The 24,043-nt window shown below is 40.2% G+C and carries 20 protein-coding genes and 1 other RNA gene; 19 read left to right on the forward strand and 2 right to left on the reverse strand.

Annotated elements, in window-relative coordinates:
* The 9 genes from HMPREF3112_RS00345 to pepC all read left to right on the forward strand — a co-directional run bounded on the left by HMPREF3112_RS00345 (nucleotide 1) and on the right by pepC (nucleotide 8,227).
* Nucleotides 1-456, forward strand: coding sequence for a LytTR family DNA-binding domain-containing protein (locus HMPREF3112_RS00345; protein ID WP_002886486.1), 456 nt, complete (start codon nucleotides 1-3; stop codon nucleotides 454-456).
* 9 nt (nucleotides 457-465) lie between these two features.
* Nucleotides 466-891, forward strand: coding sequence for a DUF3021 domain-containing protein (locus tag HMPREF3112_RS00350; RefSeq protein WP_048673929.1), 426 nt, complete (start codon nucleotides 466-468; stop codon nucleotides 889-891).
* 90 nt (nucleotides 892-981) lie between these two features.
* Nucleotides 982-1,692: a MerR family transcriptional regulator gene (locus tag HMPREF3112_RS00355; protein WP_048673928.1), complete on the forward strand. Its 711-nt coding sequence runs from the start codon at nucleotides 982-984 to the stop codon at nucleotides 1,690-1,692.
* A 211-nt stretch (nucleotides 1,693-1,903) separates the two neighbouring features.
* Nucleotides 1,904-2,587, forward strand: a complete 684-nt coding sequence (locus HMPREF3112_RS00360) for an ABC transporter ATP-binding protein (protein ID WP_048673926.1) — start codon at nucleotides 1,904-1,906, stop codon at nucleotides 2,585-2,587.
* The gene (locus tag HMPREF3112_RS00365) at nucleotides 2,556-3,857 is read left to right on the forward strand and encodes an ABC transporter permease (protein ID WP_082160343.1); all 1,302 of its coding nucleotides are present in this window, start codon (nucleotides 2,556-2,558) and stop codon (nucleotides 3,855-3,857) included. Before HMPREF3112_RS00360 ends, HMPREF3112_RS00365 begins: the two co-directional genes overlap by 32 nt.
* A 184-nt stretch (nucleotides 3,858-4,041) precedes the next feature.
* Nucleotides 4,042-5,496: a nicotinate phosphoribosyltransferase gene (locus HMPREF3112_RS00370; protein WP_048673924.1), complete on the forward strand. Its 1,455-nt coding sequence runs from the start codon at nucleotides 4,042-4,044 to the stop codon at nucleotides 5,494-5,496.
* An 11-nt stretch (nucleotides 5,497-5,507) separates the two neighbouring features.
* Complete coding sequence (gene nadE / locus HMPREF3112_RS00375; protein WP_048673922.1) at nucleotides 5,508-6,329, forward strand: ammonia-dependent NAD(+) synthetase; 822 nt, start codon at nucleotides 5,508-5,510, stop codon at nucleotides 6,327-6,329.
* A gap of 15 nt (nucleotides 6,330-6,344) precedes the next feature.
* A complete protein-coding gene (locus tag HMPREF3112_RS00380) occupies nucleotides 6,345-6,788 on the forward strand; it encodes a DUF805 domain-containing protein (protein WP_070437440.1) in 444 nt (147 codons plus the stop codon).
* A gap of 101 nt (nucleotides 6,789-6,889) precedes the next feature.
* Complete coding sequence (gene pepC / locus HMPREF3112_RS00385) at nucleotides 6,890-8,227, forward strand: aminopeptidase C (RefSeq protein WP_048673918.1); 1,338 nt, start codon at nucleotides 6,890-6,892, stop codon at nucleotides 8,225-8,227.
* Between the two features lie 103 nt (nucleotides 8,228-8,330).
* Here pepC and pbp1a read toward each other — a convergent pair whose 3' ends face one another.
* Nucleotides 8,331-10,625 carry a penicillin-binding protein PBP1A gene (gene pbp1a, locus HMPREF3112_RS00390; RefSeq protein WP_048673916.1) on the reverse strand — a complete coding sequence of 765 codons (2,295 nt, stop codon included), beginning with the start codon at nucleotides 10,623-10,625 and terminating at the stop codon, nucleotides 8,331-8,333.
* Nucleotides 10,625-11,221 carry a Holliday junction resolvase RecU gene (gene recU / locus HMPREF3112_RS00395; RefSeq protein WP_048673914.1) on the reverse strand — a complete coding sequence of 199 codons (597 nt, stop codon included), beginning with the start codon at nucleotides 11,219-11,221 and terminating at the stop codon, nucleotides 10,625-10,627. Before recU ends, pbp1a begins: the two co-directional genes overlap by 1 nt.
* 76 nt (nucleotides 11,222-11,297) lie before the next feature.
* Between recU and HMPREF3112_RS00400 the strand changes: the two genes are divergently transcribed.
* From HMPREF3112_RS00400 to mltG, 10 genes are all read left to right on the forward strand, one after another.
* Entirely contained in the window at nucleotides 11,298-11,813 is a 516-nt protein-coding gene (locus tag HMPREF3112_RS00400; RefSeq protein WP_048673912.1) for an SLOG family protein, read from the forward strand.
* Between the two features lie 108 nt (nucleotides 11,814-11,921).
* Nucleotides 11,922-12,254, forward strand: a complete 333-nt coding sequence (gpsB, locus tag HMPREF3112_RS00405) for a cell division regulator GpsB (protein ID WP_037600233.1) — start codon at nucleotides 11,922-11,924, stop codon at nucleotides 12,252-12,254.
* 14 nt (nucleotides 12,255-12,268) lie between these two features.
* Nucleotides 12,269-12,636, forward strand: an RNA gene (gene rnpB / locus HMPREF3112_RS00410) — RNase P RNA component class B.
* A gap of 152 nt (nucleotides 12,637-12,788) precedes the next feature.
* The gene (locus tag HMPREF3112_RS00415) at nucleotides 12,789-13,955 is read left to right on the forward strand and encodes a THUMP domain-containing class I SAM-dependent RNA methyltransferase (RefSeq protein ID WP_048673998.1); all 1,167 of its coding nucleotides are present in this window, start codon (nucleotides 12,789-12,791) and stop codon (nucleotides 13,953-13,955) included.
* Between the two features lie 2 nt (nucleotides 13,956-13,957).
* Nucleotides 13,958-15,964 carry a cell division site-positioning protein MapZ family protein gene (locus HMPREF3112_RS00420; RefSeq protein WP_048673910.1) on the forward strand — a complete coding sequence of 669 codons (2,007 nt, stop codon included), beginning with the start codon at nucleotides 13,958-13,960 and terminating at the stop codon, nucleotides 15,962-15,964.
* A 115-nt stretch (nucleotides 15,965-16,079) separates the two neighbouring features.
* The gene (locus tag HMPREF3112_RS00425; protein ID WP_070437443.1) at nucleotides 16,080-19,175 is read left to right on the forward strand and encodes a pilus expression-regulating Snf2 family helicase; all 3,096 of its coding nucleotides are present in this window, start codon (nucleotides 16,080-16,082) and stop codon (nucleotides 19,173-19,175) included.
* Nucleotides 19,176-19,330: 155 nt separating this feature from the next.
* Nucleotides 19,331-20,047 (forward strand): divisome accessory protein ZapJ, encoded by a 717-nt coding sequence (locus tag HMPREF3112_RS00430; protein ID WP_070437446.1) that lies wholly within the window; start codon nucleotides 19,331-19,333, stop codon nucleotides 20,045-20,047.
* Nucleotides 20,048-20,073: 26 nt separating this feature from the next.
* Complete coding sequence (gene murC, locus HMPREF3112_RS00435) at nucleotides 20,074-21,402, forward strand: UDP-N-acetylmuramate--L-alanine ligase (protein WP_048673907.1); 1,329 nt, start codon at nucleotides 20,074-20,076, stop codon at nucleotides 21,400-21,402.
* A gap of 59 nt (nucleotides 21,403-21,461) precedes the next feature.
* A complete protein-coding gene (locus HMPREF3112_RS00440; RefSeq protein ID WP_048673905.1) occupies nucleotides 21,462-21,956 on the forward strand; it encodes a GNAT family N-acetyltransferase in 495 nt (164 codons plus the stop codon).
* Nucleotides 21,957-22,052: 96 nt separating this feature from the next.
* Nucleotides 22,053-24,029: an endolytic transglycosylase MltG gene (gene mltG / locus HMPREF3112_RS00445; RefSeq protein ID WP_048673903.1), complete on the forward strand. Its 1,977-nt coding sequence runs from the start codon at nucleotides 22,053-22,055 to the stop codon at nucleotides 24,027-24,029.
* Nucleotides 24,030-24,043 lie beyond the last annotated feature (14 nt).

The following is a 24,043-nucleotide window of genomic DNA, read 5'->3' on the forward strand; positions in this document are numbered from 1 at the left end:
ATGAAACTTCGTTTTGAAGAAAAATCGGATATTTCGGCAAAGGATCCCTGTGTGGTCATCCAAGCAGAGCGATTGTCTGATCAAGCACGAGAGGTAATGGATTATCTCGAACAATTTTCAGTTGTAAATCAAGTGGTGATTCCTATTAAAACGGATGATCATTTGGTTATGGTAAAAATTGATGACATTATCCTAGCTGAGATTGATAAGAATGTGTTGACGATTTATACTGTAAACAATACCTATACGATGAGAGAGACACTGACAAACTTTCAGCATCGCATCAATCGTCGAAGTTTTTTACAGATATCACGTCATGCTGTTATGAATATAGATCATTTGGAATCACTATCGGATAGTTTTTCTGGCAATATGATGGCTAAAATGACAGGTGGAGTTAAGTCTAGTGTCAGCCGAAAATATGTCAAATCTTTGATGGATTATTTAGGGGTCTAGGAGGAACCAATGAAACGTTTAATTGCTTATTTTGTATCCGGCGTGAGAACGGGATCGTTCTTTTACCTTGCATTCCTTTTACTTGGTCAATTATTTCCCCAGCTTATCTATCCCAAAGTTAATGTAGGAAATATTTTAGCCCTCTTTATGATGAGCGGTTTGATGGGAATGCTCTCGTGGATTTTGGAAGAGCTTGACCGCATATCGTATAGGCTTCGAATAATCTTGCATTTCTTGTTGACGGCGATTGTACTGATAGGGACTTGTTTAATATCAGGCTGGTATGAGGCTTTAACGAACCCTGCTATCTGGATTGTCTTCATTTTTGTTTATAGTATTATCTGGCTCTATCTTATTTGGCAAATGCATATGAGAACACAACGTATTAATCAAGCCCTAATACATCGTCGAAACCAGAAAAATAAAGAAAAGTAAGAAATTATAGTAAACTTCAAAAAAAACTCTTTTTCCCCTTGACCCTCACGCCACGTCATAGCCTATACTCTTAATCAGAGAGGAGTTCTAATGAAATCTGTAAAAGAAGTGAGCCAACTATCAGGTGTCAGTGTGCGCACCCTTCATTATTATGACGAAATTGATTTGCTGAAACCGTCAGTTGTGGCTGAAAATGGTTACCGTTACTATAATCGCGATGCGGTTGTCCGTTTGCAGGAAATATTGCTTTACCGTGAGTTAGACTTTCCTCTCAAAAAAATTAAGGAAATCGTAGGTCAACCAGGTTATGACAAAGTTCAAGCGCTTAGGGATCAGATTAAGCTCTTAGAGCTGAAAAAGTCCCGGTTGGAAGCCGTCATAGCTCATGCCAAGGCCTTACAAATGGAGGAAGAAGAAATGTCATTTGAAGCATTTGATCAAAAAGCTGTGAAAGCCTTTCAGGAAGAAGCTCAGGCTAGATGGGGTCAGACAGAAGCTTATCAAGCTTTTGCGGCTAAGGAAGAGGAGTCCTTCCCTGAAGTTACAAAGGAGATGACTGCAATCATGTCTACCTTTGGACAGCTCAAGGAGTATAAACCTGGTGATGATAGTGTTCAGGAGCAAGTAAAGGCGTTACAAGATTATATTAGTCAGCATTTTTATCCATGTGACCAAACGGTATTAGCTGGTCTAGGTCAGATGTATCAAACAGATAATCGCTTTTCTAGTTTTATTGATAAAGTTGGAGGAGCAGGGACTGCCACTTTTCTCGCAGAAGCTATTCGTATTTATTGTCAATAAACTAAAGCCAAAGTCTTAGGGACTTTGGCTTTTTTCATGCCATAGTGACATTTATGTCACTATTTTTATAATCATTTAATGCTTATAATTAATATATCGTTTTAGAAGGCGATTAGTTAAGTGTTTCTGCTATTTTGCTTGAAATTTTCTTGCAGATAAGTGGAGGAAAGTTAATCGAATTCTAATCTAAATCAAATTTACGGAGGAAATCATGTCCATTTTAACCATCGACCACATCTCAAAGTACTATAATCTCGACGGTACGAATCAAGAGCGCGCTTTGAATAATGTTACGCTTGAGATTGCACCAGGAAAGATCACTGCTATCTACGGTCCATCTGGCTGTGGTAAGACCAGTCTGCTTAGTATTATTAGTGGCTTGGATAGTCAGTATCAAGGAAATCTTTATTTCAAAAATCAAAACATGCGAGATTTTTCAGAGCGTGACTTGACCTATTTTAGAAAGGCTCACATTGGCTTTGTCTTTCAAAATTTCAATCTTATCTCTCATCAATCAGTCCTTGAAAATGTCAAGATGCCTCTTTACGTTAAAAATATGACTGATAAAGAGATGGCCGAGATTGCGGAAAGGGAGCTTAGCCGTCTTGGAATCGGAGACTTTATCAAGAAAAATGTTAAGCAGCTTTCTGGTGGGCAAAAACAACGTGTGGCCATTGCCCGTGCCCTAGTCAATAATCCGGAAATGATTGTGGCTGATGAACCGACAGGTTCTCTTGATTCTCAGTCTCAGGAAAATGTTCTCGAAATTTTTAAAGAGCTAGCTGAGGCAGGTAAAACTGTGATTATTGTAACCCATAACCCTGAAGTGGCGGATTATGCGGATGTTGTCATTAAAATGAAGGATGGTGAAGTCGTTGAAACAATCGAAAAATAAGGGGTTGACCCTCAAGAATAAACTCAAATTGTCATTGAACAACTTTATGGAACGTAAGTGGCGTAATCTTTTGATTGCGACGGCAACTTCCATTGGTTTTATCGGTGTCTTGATTTCCTTTGGTTTGGGAAATGCTATTGTTGGTATGATTAATGACAGTACCGATGGTGGCAACATTCCATCCCAAATTCAGATCAGTCTTAGTGCTAAATCAGCAGCCAGAGGGGTTCTAAATGCGGATGATGAGAAGTTTATTCGTAATCAGATTAAGAGTGATGACATTAAGTATTTGGAGAGTCCCTTTGGAATGAACATGGCAAGTCTTACCCTTGATGGCAAGACCATGGATTTCAGTAAGGACCTTCCTAACTATTCTCAGGTTATCAGTCTTTACAAGAACACAAAAATCTCTACATCTCGCAATGATAAGGATAAAATTTCAGCTGGGAAACCTTTTAAATCTGAAGATGAAAATGGCTTAACCTTTCCGATGAGTTTTGTCAAACGCTACAACCAAGAAACAGGGAAGAAGCTCAAGGCTAAAGACTTTATCGGTAAAGAAATTTCAGCTCAGATTGTTGAAAATACTGCTGATGGAACTAAAGTAGCAGATATCAAGACTAAGATTGTCCGTATTGTTGATGACAGCGAGGATGCTGAAGAGAGCAATAGCTATATGCCAGCCAAACAATTGGAAGAATTGCTTAAAGAAAATGGCTTTACCAAAACAGTCTCTTACATGCTTTTGGAGCTCAAGGATCCAGCCAAGACTAAGGAAGTCACTAAAAAATTGCAGAAAAACAAGAAGTATCTGGTTCTTTCACAGCAGGCCATCCTAGATGTCATTATTAAATTCATCCGTGTGATCCAAGCACTCTTGATTATCCTTTCGTCACAAGCTATCCTAGTTTCAGCTGTCATGATTGGAATTATCATCTATATTAACATCATGCAACGCTCAAAAGAGATTGGTGTTATGAAGGCCGTCGGTTACCTTAATCGTGACGTGAAAGCTATCTTTGTTTATGAGGCCCTCTGGATTACGGGTATCTCACTAGCTCTTGCTCTCCTTGCATCGCAGGGAATTGGAAGCTTGGCCAACATGATTGTTTCACATCTCTACCCAAGTGTCAGCAAGGTGTTTGACCTAAATCTGACATCAATTCTCATCATGTTTGGTTTCTCACTCTTGATGGGCTATGTGTCAGCCTACCTTCCAGCCCGTAAAATCAGTAAAATGGACCCTGTCGAGTCTCTAAGGTATGAATAGAAATAAAGAGTAGTCTCCTCAGGCTACTCTTTTTTGTCAAAACAAGCATTAGAAAAATCTGAAAATCCAAACAATAATTAACTTTCTGAAAAGTGGAGACAATTGCTCAAAAATGCTATAATAGTCAGCATATACAGGCTATTAATAACAAAAAAAGAAGTACCTATTCGATTGGAGGAGTTCCATGTATAAAGATGATAGTTTAACCTTGCACACTGACTTGTATCAAATCAATATGATGCAGGTTTACTTTAACCAAGGTATTCACAATAAAAAGGCCGTTTTTGAAGTTTATTTCCGTCAACTTCCGTTTAAAAATGGCTTTGCTGTATTCGCAGGTCTGGAGCGTATTGTCAACTATCTTGAAAATCTGACCTTCTCAGAAACTGATATTGCTTATCTAAAAGATTTAGGTTATCCTGAGGATTTTCTGGACTATCTAGCCAACCTAAAATTCGAGTTGACTATCAATTCGGCCCTTGAGGGTGATTTGGTATTTGCTAATGAACCGATTTTCCAAGTGGAAGGTCCCTTGGCCCAGTGTCAGCTTATAGAGACTGCCTTGCTAAATATCCTCAATTACCAAATTCTTATTGCGACAAAGGCAGCTCGTATTCGTTCTGTCATTGAGGATGCTCCTCTGTTGGAATTTGGGACACGTCGTGCACAAGAGATGGATGCAGCAATCTGGGGAACACGTGCAGCCGTGATTGGTGGTGCTGATGCAACGTCAAATGTACGTGCTGGCAAGATTTTTGGAATCCCAGTTTCTGGTACTCATGCCCATGCTCTTGTTCAAGCCTATGGCAATGATTATGACGCTTTTAAAGCCTATGCATCTACTCATAAGGACTGTGTATTCCTTGTAGATACCTATGACACCCTTAAGATTGGTGTTCCGAATGCTATCCGTGTTGCTAAAGAGCTAGGTGATAAGATTAATTTCTTGGGTGTTCGTCTTGATTCAGGTGACTTGGCTTATCTATCGAAGCAGGTCCGTAAGCAACTGGATGCAGCTGGTTTCCCTGATGCTAAGATTTACGCTTCAAACGACCTTGATGAAAATACTATCCTTAACTTGAAGATGCAGAAGGCCAAGATTGATGTTTGGGGAGTAGGTACTAAGCTCATCACTGCCTATGACCAACCGGCCTTAGGGGCTGTCTACAAGATTGTCTCAATGGAAGATGATCAGGGAGTCATGCATGATACTATCAAATTGTCCAATAATGCTGAGAAGGTTTCGACACCAGGTAAGAAACAAGTGTGGCGTATTACGAGTCGTGCTAAGGGCAAATCAGAAGGTGACTATATCACTTTCGCAGATACGGATGTTAATGCTTTAGATGAAATTAATATGTTCCACCCAACATATACCTACATCAATAAGACTGTTCGTGATTTTGATGCAGTGCCACTCTTGGTCCCAATCTACGACAAGGGGCAACTGATCTATGACTTACCAAGTCTTGATGAAATCAAGGCTTATGCGACTAAGGAATTGGACGAACTTTGGAATGAGTACAAGCGTGTGCTTAACCCTCAAGATTATCCAGTTGACTTGGCTAAAGATGTCTGGGATAACAAGATGACCTTGATTGATAATGTCCGTAAGAAAGCCCATGACTTGTCAGAGTAAAAGGAGAAATTATGACTTTGCAAGAAACTATTATTGCTCAACTAGGTGTTAAACCTAGCATTGATCCAAAGGAAGAGATTCGAAAATCCATTGATTTTTTGAAGGCCTATATGCTCAAACATCCATTCCTTAAAACATATGTTTTGGGGATTTCAGGAGGTCAAGATTCTACATTGGCTGGCCGACTGGCACAACTTGCAGTTGAAGAGCTCCGTGCAGAGACAGGAAAAGACTATCAGTTTATCGCCATTCGTTTACCGTACGGTGTCCAAGCAGATGAAGATGATGCCCAACGTGCTCTTACTTTTATCAAGCCGGATGTGAGTCTTGCGGTTAATATCAAAGAAGCTGTTGATGGTCAGGTTGCTGAACTTGCCAAGGCAGGTGTCACCGTTTCTGACTTCAATAAGGGAAATATCAAGGCCCGCCAACGTATGATTACCCAATATGCGGTTGCTGGTGAAAATAGTGGGGCAGTTATTGGGACAGACCATGCCGCTGAAAACCTTACAGGCTTCTTCACAAAATTTGGTGATGGTGGTGCTGATATCTTGCCACTCTTTCGTCTAAACAAACGTCAAGGTGCAGCCCTTCTTGCAGAACTTGGTGCGGACAAGGCCCTTTATGAAAAAGTGCCAACAGCTGACTTGGAAGAGGACAAACCAGGAATCGCTGATGAAGTGGCACTTGGAGTGACCTATCGTGAAATTGATGACTACCTTGAAGGCAAGGAAGTCTCAGCCAAAGCTCAGGAAACGATTGAGTCTTGGTGGCGTAAAGGTCAACACAAACGTCACTTGCCGATCACCATTTTTGATGATTTTTGGAAATAAGAGGAGAAATGAGTTATGATTAAAGCTTATATTGATTTTTGGAAGCGTGCCTTTGACTTTAGAGGCCGTTCAACTCGTCCAGACTACTGGTGGGCTTACTTGGTTAATGTCATTATTATTACTATTCTTACTGTTTTTTGTGTTCTTATTCCTTTCTTCAGTAATGTTGATCTTAGTGACCCAGCTTTGTTGAATAATCCGACTGAACTGCAAAAAATAATTATCACCTACGCTTGGCCACTAATGCTTTTTAGCTTAATTGAACTTATCCCTCAATTGTCTCTACAAATACGTCGTTTGAGAGATGCAGGATTTCATCCGGCTTGGGTACTTCTAAGTTATATAGGGCTTGTACCAATCTTGGCTATCTTCTCATTGATTGGAAGCATTGTCCTCCTTATCATGTCGTGTCAGCCAACGAAACCAACACCTGAAACGCAGTTTGATAAAGTGGAATAAGATTGTCATAACCCTAGGTTTTACCTAGGGTTATTTTTAAATTGAATTTTCAGAAATTAGTGATAAAATAGAAAGGAATAAGGCTTAAAAGGAGGAATCTTATGACTTCACTATCAACAGATTTCACAGATAAACTATTTGCAGACTATGAGGCCAATGCCAAGTACAGTGCTATTGAGAATGCTGTAACTCACAATGGCTTGCTCAAATCCATCGAAACACGTCAATCAGAAGTTGAGAATGACCATGTTTTCTCAATCGATTTAACTAAAGATGAGGTGTCTAACCAAAAAGCTTCAGGACGTTGCTGGATGTTTGCGGCACTAAATACTTTCCGTCACAAATTAATCTCAGACTTTAAATTGGAAAGTTTCGAACTTTCTCAAGCTCACACTTTCTTCTGGGACAAGTATGAAAAATCGAACTGGTTCTTGGAACAAATCATTGCTACAGCAGATCAAGAGATTGGCAGTCGTAAGGTTAAATTCCTTTTGGATACCCCTCAACAAGATGGTGGACAATGGGATATGGTCGTATCACTTTTTGAAAAATACGGTGTTGTACCAAAATCGGTTTATCCAGAATCTGTAGCTTCAAGCAATAGTCGTGAGCTTAATCAATACCTCAATAAGCTTCTTCGTCAAGATGCTCAAATCTTGCGTGATTTGATTGCTGGAGGTGCTGATCAAGCTGCTGTTCAGGCCAAGAAGGAAGAACTTCTTCAAGAAATTTTCAATTATCTTGCCATGACTCTTGGTTTACCACCACGTCAGTTTGATTTTGCCTACCGAGATAAAGATGACAACTATCAATCTGAGAAAAATATCACACCACAAGCTTTCTTTGAAAAATATGTGGCTCTTAAACTTAGTGATTATGTGTCAGTTATCAACGCTCCAACAGCTGATAAACCTTACGGAAAATCTTATACTGTTGAGATGTTGGGTAATGTTGTAGGTGCGCCAAGTGTGCGTTATATTAACCTCCCAATGGATCGTTTCAAAGAGCTTGCCATTGCACAGATGAAGGCTGGAGAGACTGTTTGGTTTGGTTCAGATGTTGGTCAAGTTTCAGACCGCCAAAAAGGTATTCTTGCAACTAATGTTTACGATTTTACAGCTAGCATGGATATTAACTTGACTCAAGACAAGGCAGGACGTTTGGACTACAGCGAATCTCTCATGACTCATGCCATGGTATTGACTGGGGTTGATTTGGATGCCGATGGCAGACCTGTTAAATGGAAGGTTGAAAACTCTTGGGGAGACAAGGTCGGTCAAAAAGGTTACTTTGTCGCTTCTGATGCCTGGATGGATGAATACACTTATCAAATCGTTGTCCGCAAAGACTTCCTTACAGCTGAAGAATTAGCAGCCTATGAAGCAGAGCCACAAGTACTTGCTCCTTGGGATCCAATGGGAGCCCTTGCTTCAAAATAAGATAATACATGAAAACACTGGAAATTTTCCAGTGTTTTTTATAGTTTCTTTAAAATCTATCGGTAAAAAAAGAGTTATCCAATCAGATAACCCTTTTTATTTCTTATTCTTCTGCTGTAGCAGTGTTTGAATTTGAATGTTCAGAGCCATTAGAAGAGGCCGATGTCGATGGATTTGTTGAAGCATCAGGACCGTACTGTTGACTATCTTGTGAACTTGATGAGTCACTGCTTTGGCTTGAGTCTAAACTTGATGATGAGCTAGATGTTCCAAGTGATCCTGTGTAAACATTTGATGTTGAAGAACCAGTAAGGAAGACATAGCTACCATTATTATAAACACCGCTAGGCATATCGAAATCTTCAGAACCCGCACCATACATCTGGTTAAGGTAGCTACTTGTTACACCATAGATTTGTTTAGCGATATCAAGGTCTGAATCATGAAGTGGTGTTTTACGATTTTTATAACCTGTCCAAATCGCCATAGAATACTTGGTATTGTAACCAACGAAAGTTTCATCTGGAACCATAAGGTAAGCGTAGACGCCACTTTCTTTTTGTACCTTGTAGTATTCATCGTCACCATAGTTAGATGTACCGGTCTTAGCAGCGTTGAACGTACCAGGGACATAGGCTTCAGTCGCTGTACCACCTGTCATTACTTGTTTCAACATGCTTGACATCATGTAAGCTGTTTGTGGTGACATGGCTTCAACACCTTTAGAATCAAATGATTTTGTTGAACCGTCTTCAAATTTGATTGATTTAATGTAAGAAGGTTTATAGTAAGTACCACCATTTGCAAAGGCTGCATAGGCTGCGGCCATTTTCTCACTTGATGCACCATACTTAGGATCTGCTGATGATGTTGAAGATGAGATGGCATTGGAGTAGAACATTTCTGGATACTCAATACCTAAATCTTTCAAGAAGGACTGGGCATAGTCCAACCCAACAGCTTGAAGAGCTTTAACGGCTGTTACGTTACGTGATTGTTGAAGCGCATAAGTCAATGAGATACTTCCAAAGTACTTACGGTCCCAGTTGTAAACTGGCGTTGAGGAACCTGGGAAATTGTAAGGATTATCGTAAACAGTCGTACCAGTGTTTGTATAAACACCTTTTTCAATAGCAGGAGCATAGTCAGTGATTGGTTTCATTGTAGAACCCCAGTCACGGTCTGTTTGAACAGCTTGGTTAGTAGCGAGGGCAATATTTTCGTCTTGGTGACGTGATCCCAATTGAGCAACAACACGACCGTTAGTAACATCAATAATAGTAGAAGCAACTTGGAAACTATCATTTGGATAGTAGATATAGTCATCAGTATTATAGACGTTCCAGATATATTTTTGAATATCTGGATTAAGGTTAGTGTAGACGTCGAGACCTGCTGAGTAGATATCAGCATTGGCATCAGTAGCTACCTGCTCAATAACTTGTTTGATGTAGTTATCTAAGTATGGCTCATAGCTAGCTTTCTTCGTAAGTGGAAGAAGGCCATCTGATACATCAGTTGCTTTAGCTTGCTCGTACTCTTCTTTAGAAATATTCTTGTCTTCATACATTTCGTCAAGAACAGTGTTACGACGTTCTTTGGCAGCATCTGGATTAGCATAAGGGTCATATTGTGTTGGTGCTTGTGGAATACCAGCAAGAAGAGCTGCTTGGGCAACAGAGAGGTCGCTCAAGTCCTTACCAAAGTAAGATTTAGCTGCCGTCTTCATACCGTAGTAACCATTACCCATATAAACCTTATTAATGTAGAAGGTCAAGATTTCTTGTTTAGTGAATTGACGCTCCATTTGGAGTGACAACCAGATTTCTTGTGACTTACGTTTAAGGGTTTGGTCAGAAGTGTTAGTTGAGAAGTAAGCCAACTTAATCAACTGTTGGTCGAGCGTAGACCCCCCTTGGGTGCTGCTACGACGAAGGTTGTTAACAGCTGCCCCCATGATACGGTAGACGTCAATCCCACGGTGAGTGAAGAAACGTTTATCCTCGATAGAGGTGATGGCATTAACTAGAGTTGTTGGAATTTCATCTGTTGATGCACTCTCACGTTTCTCAGCTCCCAAGTCGGCAATAAGACTACCATTAGCGTCGTAAATCTTACTTGAGTTTGTTGATTGCAGTTTGTTCTCGGTAAGTTTAGGAACACTGCTAACATAGTAGGCAAAGAGGCTACCACCAGCGATGACACAGACTACAAAGAAAGTGAGCAGTCCAATAAATCCGTATTTTGCAATACGCCAGCCCAAACTTTGGTCTGAAGCGGCAGAGCGTTTTCCTTTGCTATAGCGAGAAGAATCTGAGCGCTTGACCTTGATGTTTTTAGCACGTTTAGTCAAACCGTTAAGTGATTCTTTAAAGTTGCTGAAATTAAATTTAGCCATTATGTGTTACCACCTAATAATTTTTCAATGATTTCTAAGTAAGGAACTTGAGGATAAGCTGCTTCTGCAATTGCATAGCCTCTTTTTTTGATATAATCAAGAGGCATTGATTTCGTCCCTTTATCAATCTGATAAAAAGCGATTAAGTCTTTGGCAGGCAGAAGGTAGGTTTCCTTAAGCGTCGAGAAGTGAAGTAGCACGAAGCAGATCCCATCTTGACTGATGACCTGAGACATGTGCTCAATTTGATGCGCATGAAAGTTTTTCATAGGCATGGATGTCTTTTGTCGTGTCTCTTTGGCTTCAAAATCAATGTAGTATCCTTTGTAAACGCCGGAGTAGTCGGTAGTAGAAGCTTGTCTAAAGTAAGCTTCTACAATCTTTGCCCGTGAGCGTTTGGGATAATCGACTTTGACAATTTGAACAGGGGTAGGTTTTTTATGAATAACGGCTAAACCACGCGACAAATAGTAATCATTAGTCGCGTTAATAGCAGTTTCAAAGCTCATCCCCCGATTGGCAAAGTCAACTCTATTTGATTTTTTAGGACGTACTTGTGCTATCTTACGAGATACCTGATGGGGATAGTTTACCATTTCTTTCCCTTCTTCTTTATAAGATATGCATAAAGACTATTTTATTATACCATAAAATGAATGAGGAAAACAACAAATGACATCACTACTGGTAACTGGCTATAAGAGCTTTGAACTCGGTATTTTTAAAGACAAGGACCCTAAAGTAACCATTATCAAGAAAGCAATCAAACGTGATTTGATGCGTTTCTTGGATGATGGTGTGGATTGGATGATTTTTACTGGGAACCTCGGTTTTGAATTTTGGGCACTAGAAGTAGCCAAAGAACTTCAAAAAGACTATCCTTTGAAGTTAGCGACCCTCTTCCCTTTTGAAACGCATGGTCAGAATTGGAATGAAGCGAATCAAACAAAACTAGCAGCTTTTAAGCAGGTTGATTTTGTCAAGTATAGCTTTCCCGCTTACCAATCTCCAGCACAGTTTAAACAATTTAATCAGTTTCTCATTGACAATACAGATCAGGCTTATTTATTTTATGAACCTGAAAATGAAACAAATCTGAAATATTTTTACGGTATGATGATAGAAGCAAGGGATTATCCCGTATTTCGACTGACTTTTGATGACCTCAATGAGGTCATGTCGGAATAGGATATAATTGAGTTTTAAACTTGCATTTTTATATTTTTTTCTGTATCATAAAAATATTAGACAGTAAAGTATTAGTAAGTTAGATAAGACAAGTATTGGAGAATAAAAATGGCTAAGATTAATTTAACGCCCAAGAAAATCTACGAACAAGAATTTAAAACAAGCATGCGTGGCTACGATAAAAAAGAAGTTGATGAGTTTTTAGATGATGTAATCAAAGATTACGGTGTCTATATTGCTCTAGTTAAGGAATTGCAAGAAGAAAATGCAAAACTTAAGGCTAAAGCTTCATCAGCTCCTGCAAGTCGCCCAGCATACGCAAGTGCGACAAGTGAGCCATCACGTGCGAATGCCAATGTTGCTTCGGCTTCAAACTATGATATCTTAAAACGTGTCAGTCGTTTGGAAAAAGAGGTCTTTGGAAAACAAATCGTCGAATAAAACTGGTTTGTGCAATTTTTGGATAATCGCATGGTTGCTTGTCTTCCATGAGGAAAGTCCATGCTAGCACTGGCTGTGATGCCAGTAGTGTTTGTGCTAGGTGAATTAATAAGCCTAGGGACTTGATTTTCAAGTTACGGCGAGTGAACTGGCTAAGTCTTCGGATAGGTTTTAGTAGCTCTGAAAGTGCCACAGTGACGGAGTTTTTAGGGAAACCTAAAAAGTGGAACGCGGTAAACCCCTCAAGCTAGCAACCCAAACTTTGGTAGGGGCATGGGATGGCTGGAAACGAACGGACCATCCTGACTGCTTTGCAGTAGACAGATGATTATCGAAGGAAGTGGTACCTAGTCACTTCTGGAACAAAACATGGCTTATAGAAAATTGCATATAGGTGAGGCTGGGACACATGTCTCAGCCTTCTTTTAGCAAGAATTCTCTCTTTTACAACTATATCTTCTAAAGAAAAGAGTGGAAAAATAAGCCATCAGTTAAAAAAGTTTGTACTCGTAACAATGAGATAAAAGGATGACAATGAAAGAAACATTTACATTAGTAGCAACTGCAGCGGCGGGTCTTGAGGCTGTGGTTGGACGTGAATTGCGTGAGTTAGGTTATGACACTCAGGTTGAAAATGGTAAGGTGCGTTTCCAAGGCGATGTTCGTGCAATAGCTGAAACTAACCTTTGGTTGAGAGCAGCAGACCGTATCAAGATTGTAGTGGGTGAATTTCCAGCACGTACCTTTGAGGAACTCTTTCAGGGAGTTTTTGCCTTAGACTGGGAAAATTATCTTCCGCTAGGTGCAAAGTTTCCAATTTCTAAAGCTAAATGTGTTAAATCAAAGCTTCATAATGAGCCATCTGTTCAGGCGATTTCCAAAAAAGCTGTCGTTAAGAAATTGCAGAAGTATTTCCACCGTCCAGAAGGAGTGCCTCTTCAAGAAACAGGAGCAGAATTTAAGATTGAAGTTTCTATTTTAAAGGATAAGGCTACAGTTTTGATTGATACCACAGGTGCTAGTCTCTTTAAGCGTGGCTATCGTACTGATAAAGGTGGGGCACCTATTAAGGAAAATATGGCGGCTGCTATCCTTGAACTTAGTAACTGGTATCCGGATAAACCGTTGATTGATCCAACTTGTGGTTCAGGGACCTTCTGTATTGAGGCTGCAATGATTGGTATGAATATTGCGCCAGGATTTAATCGTGATTTTGCCTTTGAAGCATGGAATTGGGTGGATAAAGATTTAGTACAGTCGGTACGTGATGAAGCAGATAGCAAGGCGAATTATGATATTGAATTAGATATTATGGGTTGTGATATTGATGGCCGTATGGTTGAGATTGCAAAAGCCAATGCTCGTGAGGCAGGTCTTGAAGATGTTATTAAATTGAAACAAATGCGTTTACAGGACCTGAAAACAGATAAAATCAATGGTGTCATTATTTCAAACCCTCCTTATGGTGAGCGTTTGTTGGATGACAAGGCTGTGGATATCTTGTATAATGAAATGGGTCAAACTTTTGCGCCACTTAAAACTTGGAGCAAGTTTATCTTGACCAGCGATGAACAATTTGAAAGCAAATACGGTATGAAAGCCGATAAAAAACGTAAGCTTTATAACGGGACACTCCGTGTTGATTTGTATCAATATTTTGGTGAGCGTGTTCGCCGTTCTGAGGCTAGAAAGGTAAATTAAACGTGTCAGAAGATAAAACACAAAATGGCTATGAAGGTAGCCAAGAGCTAGATTTCCAAGATGCCAAGGAAATGACAGTCGGTGAGGCTGTCCGTAAAGAAGCTGAGATTAATGCTGGTGTAACAGAAACAGATAGCATTTTGGATAAGTATATCAAGCAACATCGCGAAGAAGTTGCCTCACAAAAATTTTCAAAGAAAATTGAAGCTGATGGCGACACATCACCTTTGGATGCTTTTATTCAAAAGCAACGTCAGGAGTTTGCGGATTCAGGTTTGATTGGTCAATCAATGGCTAATGAGTCAATCAACTCAACAACAGCTACTGAAGAAGTAACACCGGTCACATTTGGTTTTGGTGCTACAGATAACAAGGTTGATGAAACTCAATCTCATATTGACAAGCAGTTGCCAAATGCTCCTGTTGAACCTGAGGTTATTGCAGAACCAGAAAGTCAAAGTTCTGAAGTTATCATTACGTCAACGAATGCTGATCGTTTCATCACGTCAGAAACAGAAAAATTTGACCTTGGTGATGCACTTGCAGATTCAGCTACTTCAACTAATCAGCCAACGCCAGCCTATAACGATGCATTGGTAGATAATATTGATGATAACAATCCTTTGATTGCTAACATTGATGATCCAGAACCACAAAATCCTGCTGTTGCCAATATTGACGATACTGAGCCACAAGCTTCAAAACCTTTGTTGGATGATGCTACTATTTCAGACACTATTGATTTGGCAGCTATTGCATCAACAGTAGCAGGGGTAACTGGAGCAAAAGCTGATGAAGAAAAGACAACACCAAAAGTGTCTATGGCAGTTAATCGCCCATCTGCAGAAGACAGAATCTCTTCAGAGTCTATTTCACCATCGCATAAGAGTGCCTTTGATGGTGACATTCCAGTTTACCGTCGTAAAGGTGTTGTTATCGGTGCTCTAGCAGTTCTTGCTTTAGCTATTATCGGTGGTAGCTATGCTCTTTATAAAGGAACACATAGCCAATCGGCGAAAACAACAAGCACAGCTTCTTCAGCAGTGACATCATCATCAAGCAAGGATACGTCAGCTGCTGATAATAAGGCCTTTGAAGAAATGTATAAGAATTTCTTCACAGATGACGAGCAAACAAAACTCGCTAATGATCAATTTGGTAAGTTATCAGATTTGGAAAAACTGCTCAAGAAATTGGAGAAAACCAAGTATTATGATGCAGCTAAGAAAAAATATGATAACTTGAAGAAACAGATTGAAGCTGTACAAAAGATTAACAGTCAGTTTGAGTCAGATGCTCTGGTAGATGGTAGCTATAATGCCTCTATCGCTGTTAAATCAGATGCCAACTTTAATAATCTTCCAGAAAGTGTAACAACAACTGGAAATGCGAGTCTCGACAGCACTGTCCAAGAAGCTATTAAGGGTGGTAAGACTCAGCTTGAAGAAAAAGCTAAGGCTGCGAGCGCAACATCTGCAGCGACAGCTGCTGCCAGCGCCAATACTGCTAGTCCTGCTGCACCTTCAGGTGATAACACATCTGGAGCAGCTTCTAATGGTGATGGTGCGGCCGCAGCCAATACTTCTGGAGCGCAAAATGGAGCAGCTAACTCAGCAGGTTCAGCAGGTTCAACTGGTGCGACTGGAGGAACTACTGGTGGCTCAGCTGCAGCTTCAACAGTTGTAACACGCGGAATCACAAATTATAACCCATCAATCCTTCAACGTGATCGCTCACGTGTGCCTTATAATGCAAACGTAGTAGCAGATACAAGTAACCCAGCTTGGACATGGGCTGATGGTGTTCTTGAAAAGATTATCGAAACATCACACTCACGTGGTTACTTCTCAGGAGATAACTTCATCCTTGAGCCAGTCAACATCATCAATGGTAATGGTTACTACAACTTGTACCTTCCAGATGGAACCTACCTCTTCAGTATTAACTGTAAGACAGGTTACTATGTTGGTAATGGTTCAGGTCACTCAGATAAACTTGATTACGAATAATAATCTGCGACACTCCTTGACACTCCTTCGGGAGTGTTTTTTGTTTTATCTTGGTGAAGGCCTAGTTTATAAGGATTTTGTGCTATAATAGAGGGATAAGATAGGGGTGAATACTATGGCAAAATTGATGCCGGGTAGAGTCCGTAATGAGGGTATTGAACTTTTTGAAAAGGATCTCATTACCATTCATCAGGTCTCAGAAACTCAGTTGGATACAACAGTTGACCAACATCATTTAATTTATGCACTCAATGATTCTGAAATCACGTGTGACTGTGATTATTTCGCTCAAAAAGGCTATTGTCCCCATTTGGCAGCTATTGAGTATTATCTAAAAAACGATAAAGAAGGCCAGCGTCTATTGGCAGAATTGGAAGAGGAACAAGAGTCCTCTCAGGGACAAGAGCGAGGACACTCTTTTGGTGGTTTATTTTTAGAAGGCCTTTCCCTAAATGAGGATGATACCGTTAGATATAGCTTGATGGTAGAGGGAGAGGAATCTACCTTTGGTTCAGAGATTTGGTGGAGTATACGTTTACGTCGCTTACCAGATGAACGTTCTTATGTTATTCGAGATATTCCTGCCTTTCTCAAACTTGTAGAGGCTGAGGGTTATTATCAGATAGGTAAGAACTATTATGAACCCCTATCGCTTATTCAATTTGACCAGACTTCACAGGCATTTTTAGACTTCTTAGGACGGATGATTCCAGATGAAGCCAAGACTAATTTAGACTTTATTTTACCGAATAATGCACGTCATCTTTGTCTCCCCTACGGTTTTTTTGAGGAAGGTTTGAGACGGATGCAAGATTTGGATGGCTTTAGGTTTGAATGGGAAGGAACCGAATATCACCGACTTTTGGTTGAGGATTTGACTGCTGATGCCCATCTCTTCTCGTTTGATATTTCTGTCGAGCCTAAGATGATTGAATTGACTGTTGCTGAGAAGAATAGTCAGGCCTTTTTTAATAATCGTATTCTCTTTTATCAAGGTGTTTTTTATCGCTTGAATCGAAAACAACAAAAACTTTTGGTTGGTTTACGCTCTCTTCCAATTGGAAGCGATTTGAATAAGCATGTCAGCTTTAATCTTGATGAACAAGCTATCTTGGCTGCTAGTCTTTTTGATTTTAGGACTATGGGACCAGTTAAAGCTCCTAAAGCCTTTAATATCAAGAATTTCACACCGAGATTTCACTTTGATCTGAAAGGTGACAGTGAGGTTATACTTACATTAGCCTTTGATTTTGATGGTTTACTAGTCCATAATCGACAAGAGTTGAGTCATTTAGGATTTACGAGTAACTATCGTCATGAGCAGGCTGTTTTCCGTTTGATGGCTAAGCATGAATTCACCCCTGATTTTCAGTCATCTAAACGATTAAGTAGCAGTCAAGAGCTCTATGATTTCTTTACGAATACTCTAGCAGAATTTGAAAATACAGGGACGGTTCTGATTGGGCAGGAGTTGCGTGACTTACGGGTTGAACAGAGTCCACAGGTTCAGGTAGAGCGTCAGGGGAATTTATTAGATATTTCCTTTGATTTTTCAAGTCTTGACGACGAAGATGTGGATCATGCTTTAGCAGCCTTGATGGAAAGCTCGCCCTATTTTATCAATCGTAGTGGTCAGTTGATTGTTTTTGACGAAGCGACGTATCGTATTAGTGAGAGTCTCAAAACTCTGAGAGCTCGTTACTCAGGAAAAGGTCACCTAGAACTCAATCAATTAACTGCCTATCAATTGATGGATGCTCTTTCAGAAAGTGATTCTGTTCGTTTTTCAAAAGATTTCCAACTCTTAACGCAACATTTGAGTAAGCCAGAGACCTTTGATTTGCCAACCTATAAGGTAGAAGCTGGCCTTCGTCCCTACCAGGAAAAAGGTGTTCAGTGGCTATCGATGTTGCATCACTATGGTTTTGGCGGTATCTTGGCCGACGATATGGGGTTGGGGAAAACCTTGCAAACTATTGCCTACCTCTCTGCACATTTAGAAGAAGGACAACGAGTTTTGGTTTTGTCACCATCAAGTCTGATTTACAATTGGCAGGATGAGTTTAAAAAGTTTGCCCCTCAGTTAGATGTAGCGGTTTCTTATGGACTCAAGCCAAAACGTGATGACATCATTGCCGAAGACCACCAGATTATTATTACAAGCTATGCTTCCTTCCGTCAGGATTTTGATGCTTACAAGGCTGGCAAATATGACTATCTCATTCTTGATGAGGCTCAGGTCATGAAGAATACACAGACAAAGATTGCCCAATATCTACGTGATTTTTCTGTTCCACATTGCTTAGCACTATCTGGAACGCCTATTGAAAATCATTTGTTGGAGATTTGGTCTATTTTCCAGATTATTCTACCAGGACTTTTACCAGCTAAAAAAACTTTCCTTAAGTTAACACCTAAGGAAGTGGCTAGGTATATTTCTCCCTTTATTCTAAGACGTAAAAAAGAAGAGGTCCTTCCTGATCTCCCAGATTTGATTGAAATCACTCACCAAAGTGAATTGTCAGATGCTCAAAAGGCTATCTATTTAGCACAATTACAACAGATGCAACAAGGATTAATTTCAGCAAGTGATCAGGAAATCAACCGTCGTAAGGTGGAAATCTTGTCAGGAATTACCCGCTTACGACAAATCTGTGATACCCCAGCTCTCTTTATGGACTATGCGGGAGATAGCGGAAAATTAGATAGCCTTAGAGAGTTGCTTAGCCAAATTAAGGAATCAGACCATCGTGTCCTTATCTTCTCACAATTTCGTGGAATGTTAGATATTACAGAGGGGCTCTTACAAGAATTAGGGATTTCCTCATATAAGCTAACAGGGTCAACGCCATCTGATAGTCGTCAAGAGATGACCAGAGCCTTCAATCAAGGAAGTCGAGATGCCTTTTTGATTTCTCTGAAAGCAGGAGGAGTGGGACTGAATCTAACTGGTGCTGATACGGTAATTCTGATTGACCTTTGGTGGAATCCAGCGGTAGAAATGCAGGCTATTAGTCGTGCTCACCGTATAGGTCAGGAACAAAATGTCGAAGTTTACCGTTTGATTACAAGAGGGACTATTGAAGAGAAAATTCTTGAGCTTCAAGAAGGTAAGAAAAACCTCGTCACAACAGTATTGGATGGCAATGAAAGCCGTGCCAGCATGACAGTAGAGGATATTAAAGAAATTCTTGGTATTGCAATATCTTAATTTGTTATATTTAATATTGGAATACTAAAATATAAAAATGCTACTAGGCAAATCTTTTGAATTAGGCTATAATAGGATATTGCAAGACGTATCTCCCCATTCCCGATTATTTATATTAAGATACGCATCATCTCGAAAATGAAAGGAAGTCTTTTATGCATCGCCAAAGACGACAATTTCCGCTGATTCCAGACGGGGAACCTTGCTTGCAAGAACCGGTCTCTATGCGCCTATACGAAAATGAAGATTTAATCACAAATATCCGTGGCCCTTACCAAGATAAGGACTACAATGATTTGTTACCGAACTATGATTTCTTGTCAGCTAAGCCTAGCAATCGTAAGCAGGCTTCAAAACGAGTGGAGACTCAAGAAGCTGGCATGACTTATGCAGAGGAAGCCCGTGAAAAGGCTAAGCGTGATGTCCGTGAGAAACGCCAAAAATTCCTCCGCCAAGAAGTTCAACAAACCAAACATACTAATAGCCGTCAACTAACTGCTAAGCCTAAGGTAGAAGCTAAGCCAAGCTTTGAGGCTACTGTTGAGCCAGCTGCTGTAACAACGGATAAAGGGCCAGTGACAGCATCTATCTTGGGAGCTCCTGTAAGTGCTATCAAGCGAACTTTAGCACCTAACGGGAAACACTCAAAAATCCATCACTTGGCAAATCGTCTGCAACAGGATTCTTACATCTTGGCAGAAGTGGCTCCAACCTATCAACAGCCTAGTAACCCATCTCGTAAGAAGGTCAAGAAAAATAGCTATGACTTCTTGAAACGTAGCCAGGTTTATAATTACCCAGAACGTCAAACTTACCGTGAACACCGAGTTGCTCAAGAATTAAATTTGACGCATTTAGAAGACGCAAACTAATCGCAGTGCGATTGTAAGGAGAAACTATGTCAAAAACTTATCATTTTATTGGAATTAAAGGATCTGGTATGTCAGCTTTGGCTTTGATGCTCCACCAAATGGGACACAAGGTTCAAGGTTCAGATGTGGAAAAATATTACTTCACACAACGTGGTCTTGAGCAAGCAGGTATTCCTATCCTTCCTTTCGATGAAAAAAACATCACAGAAGATGTTGAATTGATTGCTGGAAATGCCTTTCGTGAAGACAACAACGTTGAAGTTGCTTATGCGATTAAAAATGGCTACAGCTTTAAGCGTTATCACGAGTTCTTGGGTCACTTCATGGATCAATTCACTAGCTTTGGTGTGGCAGGTGCACATGGTAAGACTTCTACAACAGGTCTCTTGTCACATGTTATGAAAAATATCACAGACACGTCATACCTTATCGGTGACGGAACTGGTCGAGGTTCTGCTAATGCACAATACTTTGTCTTTGAGTCTGATGAATATGAACGTCATTTCATGCCATATCACCCAGCATACTCAATCATCACTAACATTGACTTTGACCATCCTGATTACTTTACAAGTATCGATGATGTGTTCTCTGCCTTTGATGATTATGCTAAGCAAGTGCAAAAAGGACTCTTTGTTTACGGTGAGGATCCACACCTTCGTAAGATTACAGCCAATGCGCCAATCTATTACTACGGTTTCGAAGAAAATGATGACTTTATGGCAACAGACATTGTTCGTACAACGACAGGGTCTAATTTCAAGGTAAAACACGATGGACAAATTCTTGGAGAATTCCATGTGCCAGCCTATGGTCGTCACAATATCTTGAATGCAACTGCGGTTATTGGGACCCTCTATGTAGCTGGTTTCGACATGGATTTGGTTGCAGAACACCTTAAAACTTTCTCAGGTGTTAAACGTCGTTTCACAGAAAAAATTATCAGTGGTACTGTTGTCATCGATGACTTTGCTCACCATCCAACTGAAATTATTGCAACGCTTGATGCAGCACGCCAAAAGTACCCATCTAAAGAGATTGTTGCTATTTTCCAACCACATACCTTCACACGTACTATTGCTCTTCTTGATGAATTTGCTGAAGCTTTGAACGAAGCAGATGCTGTTTATTTGGCGCAAATTTATGGTTCAGCGCGTGAAGTTGACCATGGTGATGTTAAGGTTGAAGATCTTTCTGCTAAGATCAATAAACCGGCCAAAGTGGTTACAGTTGAAAATGTCTCACCTCTCCTTGACCATGACAATGCTGTTTATGTCTTTATGGGAGCTGGGGACATCCAACTTTACGAACGCTCGTTTGAAGAGCTCCTAGCAAGCTTGCAAACACACATGTAATATATTAAGGGCTGTAGCGATTTCGCTCAGCTCTTTCTCTTAATAGAAAGGAATTTAATATGCTTATTCGACATGCCCGAGAGGATGATTGGGCTGATGTTGTCCGTATCGAACAAGATAATTTTTCACCTGAAGAGGCTGCAACTCCAGAGGCTATTGCGGAGCGTTTAAAGACGATTTGTGATACCTTTCTCATTGCTGAAATTGATGGCGTTGTAGCTGGCTACATTGAAGGGCCTGTGATTGCGGAACGTTATCTTACAGATGACTTGTTCCATAAGGTGGTTCCTAATGCTAGTCAAGGAGGCTTTATTGCAGTTACTAGTTTGTCTATCTCCAAAGATTTTAAAGGGCAAGGGATTGGGACAGCCTTGATTGCAGCGCTTAAGGATCTGGCTATCGCCCAAAAACGCCAAGGTATTAGTTTGACTTGTCATGATTACTTGATTGCTTACTATGAGATGAATGGTTTCACTGATGAGGGAGAATCTGAATCAAATCATGGTGGAAGCTCTTGGTATAATATGGTCTGGGAGAACCCAGAAACCCATTGATTTCAGTGTTACGTTACTGTAACAAAGGACCAATTGATTTGCATTAACTGACTTTTTAAGATATAATGGCGTTTGTTACTATAGAGGAGGTATGCCTTGACGGACAAGTTTAATGAACACTCGGAAGCTTCTGAAGATAGCCTAAGCTTCAAAGATCAGATTCTCCGAGACTTACAAGAAGCGACACGGCTCCGTTCTCTTCGTGAGGAGGAGCATAATAAAAGTGCAACTATGCCCGAGACACCACTTTCAACGTCAGCTGAGAGCGCTACAACTCGTAGTTATTCAGCGTCTAATAAAGTAAGTAACCAAGATTTTAGTTCACATTCTGTTTCTCACAGTGCCTTTGCTAAATCTATGACTTCTGAGACAGCCCGAGATTCTCAACAAGATAGTCTTGGCTTGTTTTCAGATTCTCAAGCGGAGTCTTTAGTATCTGATGCTCATTCAAACCTAGCGTCTATTCCTAAAGAGCCAATTGAGGAGGAGACAAAGGTAAATATTCCTCAGGAGACTGAAACGTCGAAACGCCGTTTTAAACGTCCAGTTTGGGAAACTAGCCTTAATGAAGCATCTGAAGAGGAGTATATTCCTGCAGATGTGGCTAAGGAGCTCATTGAAGCTAAGTCTAACGAAGCTATTTATACAGACCCTAAAGAATTGGAGGCCAAATTGACCTCAGAACGTCAAAACGAAGCATTCTTGCAGGAACATCATGCAACAAGTGACCAAGCGTCGCAAGAAAAGGTTCAATCAGAGCTAGTAGCTGATGGTAATGAGGATGATGAGAGTATTTCTCTAGAACCCTCTGGAAAGCCTAAGAAAAAGAAAGGTAAGAAAGTGAAGAAGAAAAAGTCTTCGCCAAAAGATGGTAAACAGGCTGACATTGTCGACGAAGAGCCGATTTCACGTTCTAACCGAAATCACAAACGCAATAAAAATAACCGTCGTGCTGGTAAAATTGCAAGAAACATTATCATCTTCTTGCTACTTATCTTGTCAGTAGCTACATTCTTTGGTTATCGCTATGTTAGTGATGCTGTTGGCGCAAAAGATGTTAATTCAACTAAGTTTGTTAGTGTTGAAATCCCTGAAAATTCAGGTAGCAGTTATATCGGCCAACTCTTGGAATCAGCTGGTGTTATTAAGTCTGGTAAGGTCTTTAATTACTATACCAAGTTTAAAAACATCTCAAATCTGAAAAGTGGTTACTACAACCTTCAGGCTAGCATGACCATGGATGAAATTATTGAGGCACTTCAGAAAAAAGGTAGTGATAAACCTCAGGAGCCATCTCTTGGTACGGTCTTAGTCAAAGAAGGATATACCATCGATCAAATTGCCAAGGCAGTTGAGGTTAATTCGTCAGCTAAAAAAGGCAAAAAAACATCAACTGGACTTAAGGCGAAAGATTTCTTGAAATTGATGAAGGATGATGCTTTCATTACTAAGATGAAAGCGAAGTACCCAACCTTGTTGGCAAACCTTCCGAATTCTACGGATGCTAAGTATGTCCTAGAGGGTTATCTGTTCCCAGCGACTTATAACATTCATGATGATACGACGGTGGAGTCTTTGGCAGAGGAAATGTTGTCAACGATGGATACCTACCTATCACCTTACTATGCGACGATTTCATCTAGTGGACACAATGTTAATGAGATTTTGACCCTAGCTTCTCTTGTTGAAAAAGAAGGGGCTACAGATGACGACCGTAAAAATATTGCGAGCGTCTTCTATAATCGTCTAAACTCAGACATGGCTCTACAAAGTAATATCGCAGTTCTTTATGCTCTTGGAAAACTTGGTCAGGAAACGACCTTGAAAGAAGATGCAACTATTGACACAAACATTGACTCCCCTTATAATGATTATGTTCATAAGGGGTTGATGCCAGGTCCTGTGGACAGTCCTAGTCTGTCTGCGATTGAAGCGGTTATCAATCCATCATCTACCAAGTACATGTACTTTGTGGCAGATGTAACCACTGGTAATGTCTATTTTGCTGAAAGCTATGAAGAGCATCAGCATAACGTTGAAACTTACATTAACAGCAAACTAAAAGATAAATAGTCTGATTGGCTAGT

This window comes from Streptococcus sp. HMSC10E12, assembly GCF_001807855.1.
Classification (GTDB): Bacteria; Bacillota; Bacilli; order Lactobacillales; family Streptococcaceae; genus Streptococcus; species Streptococcus salivarius.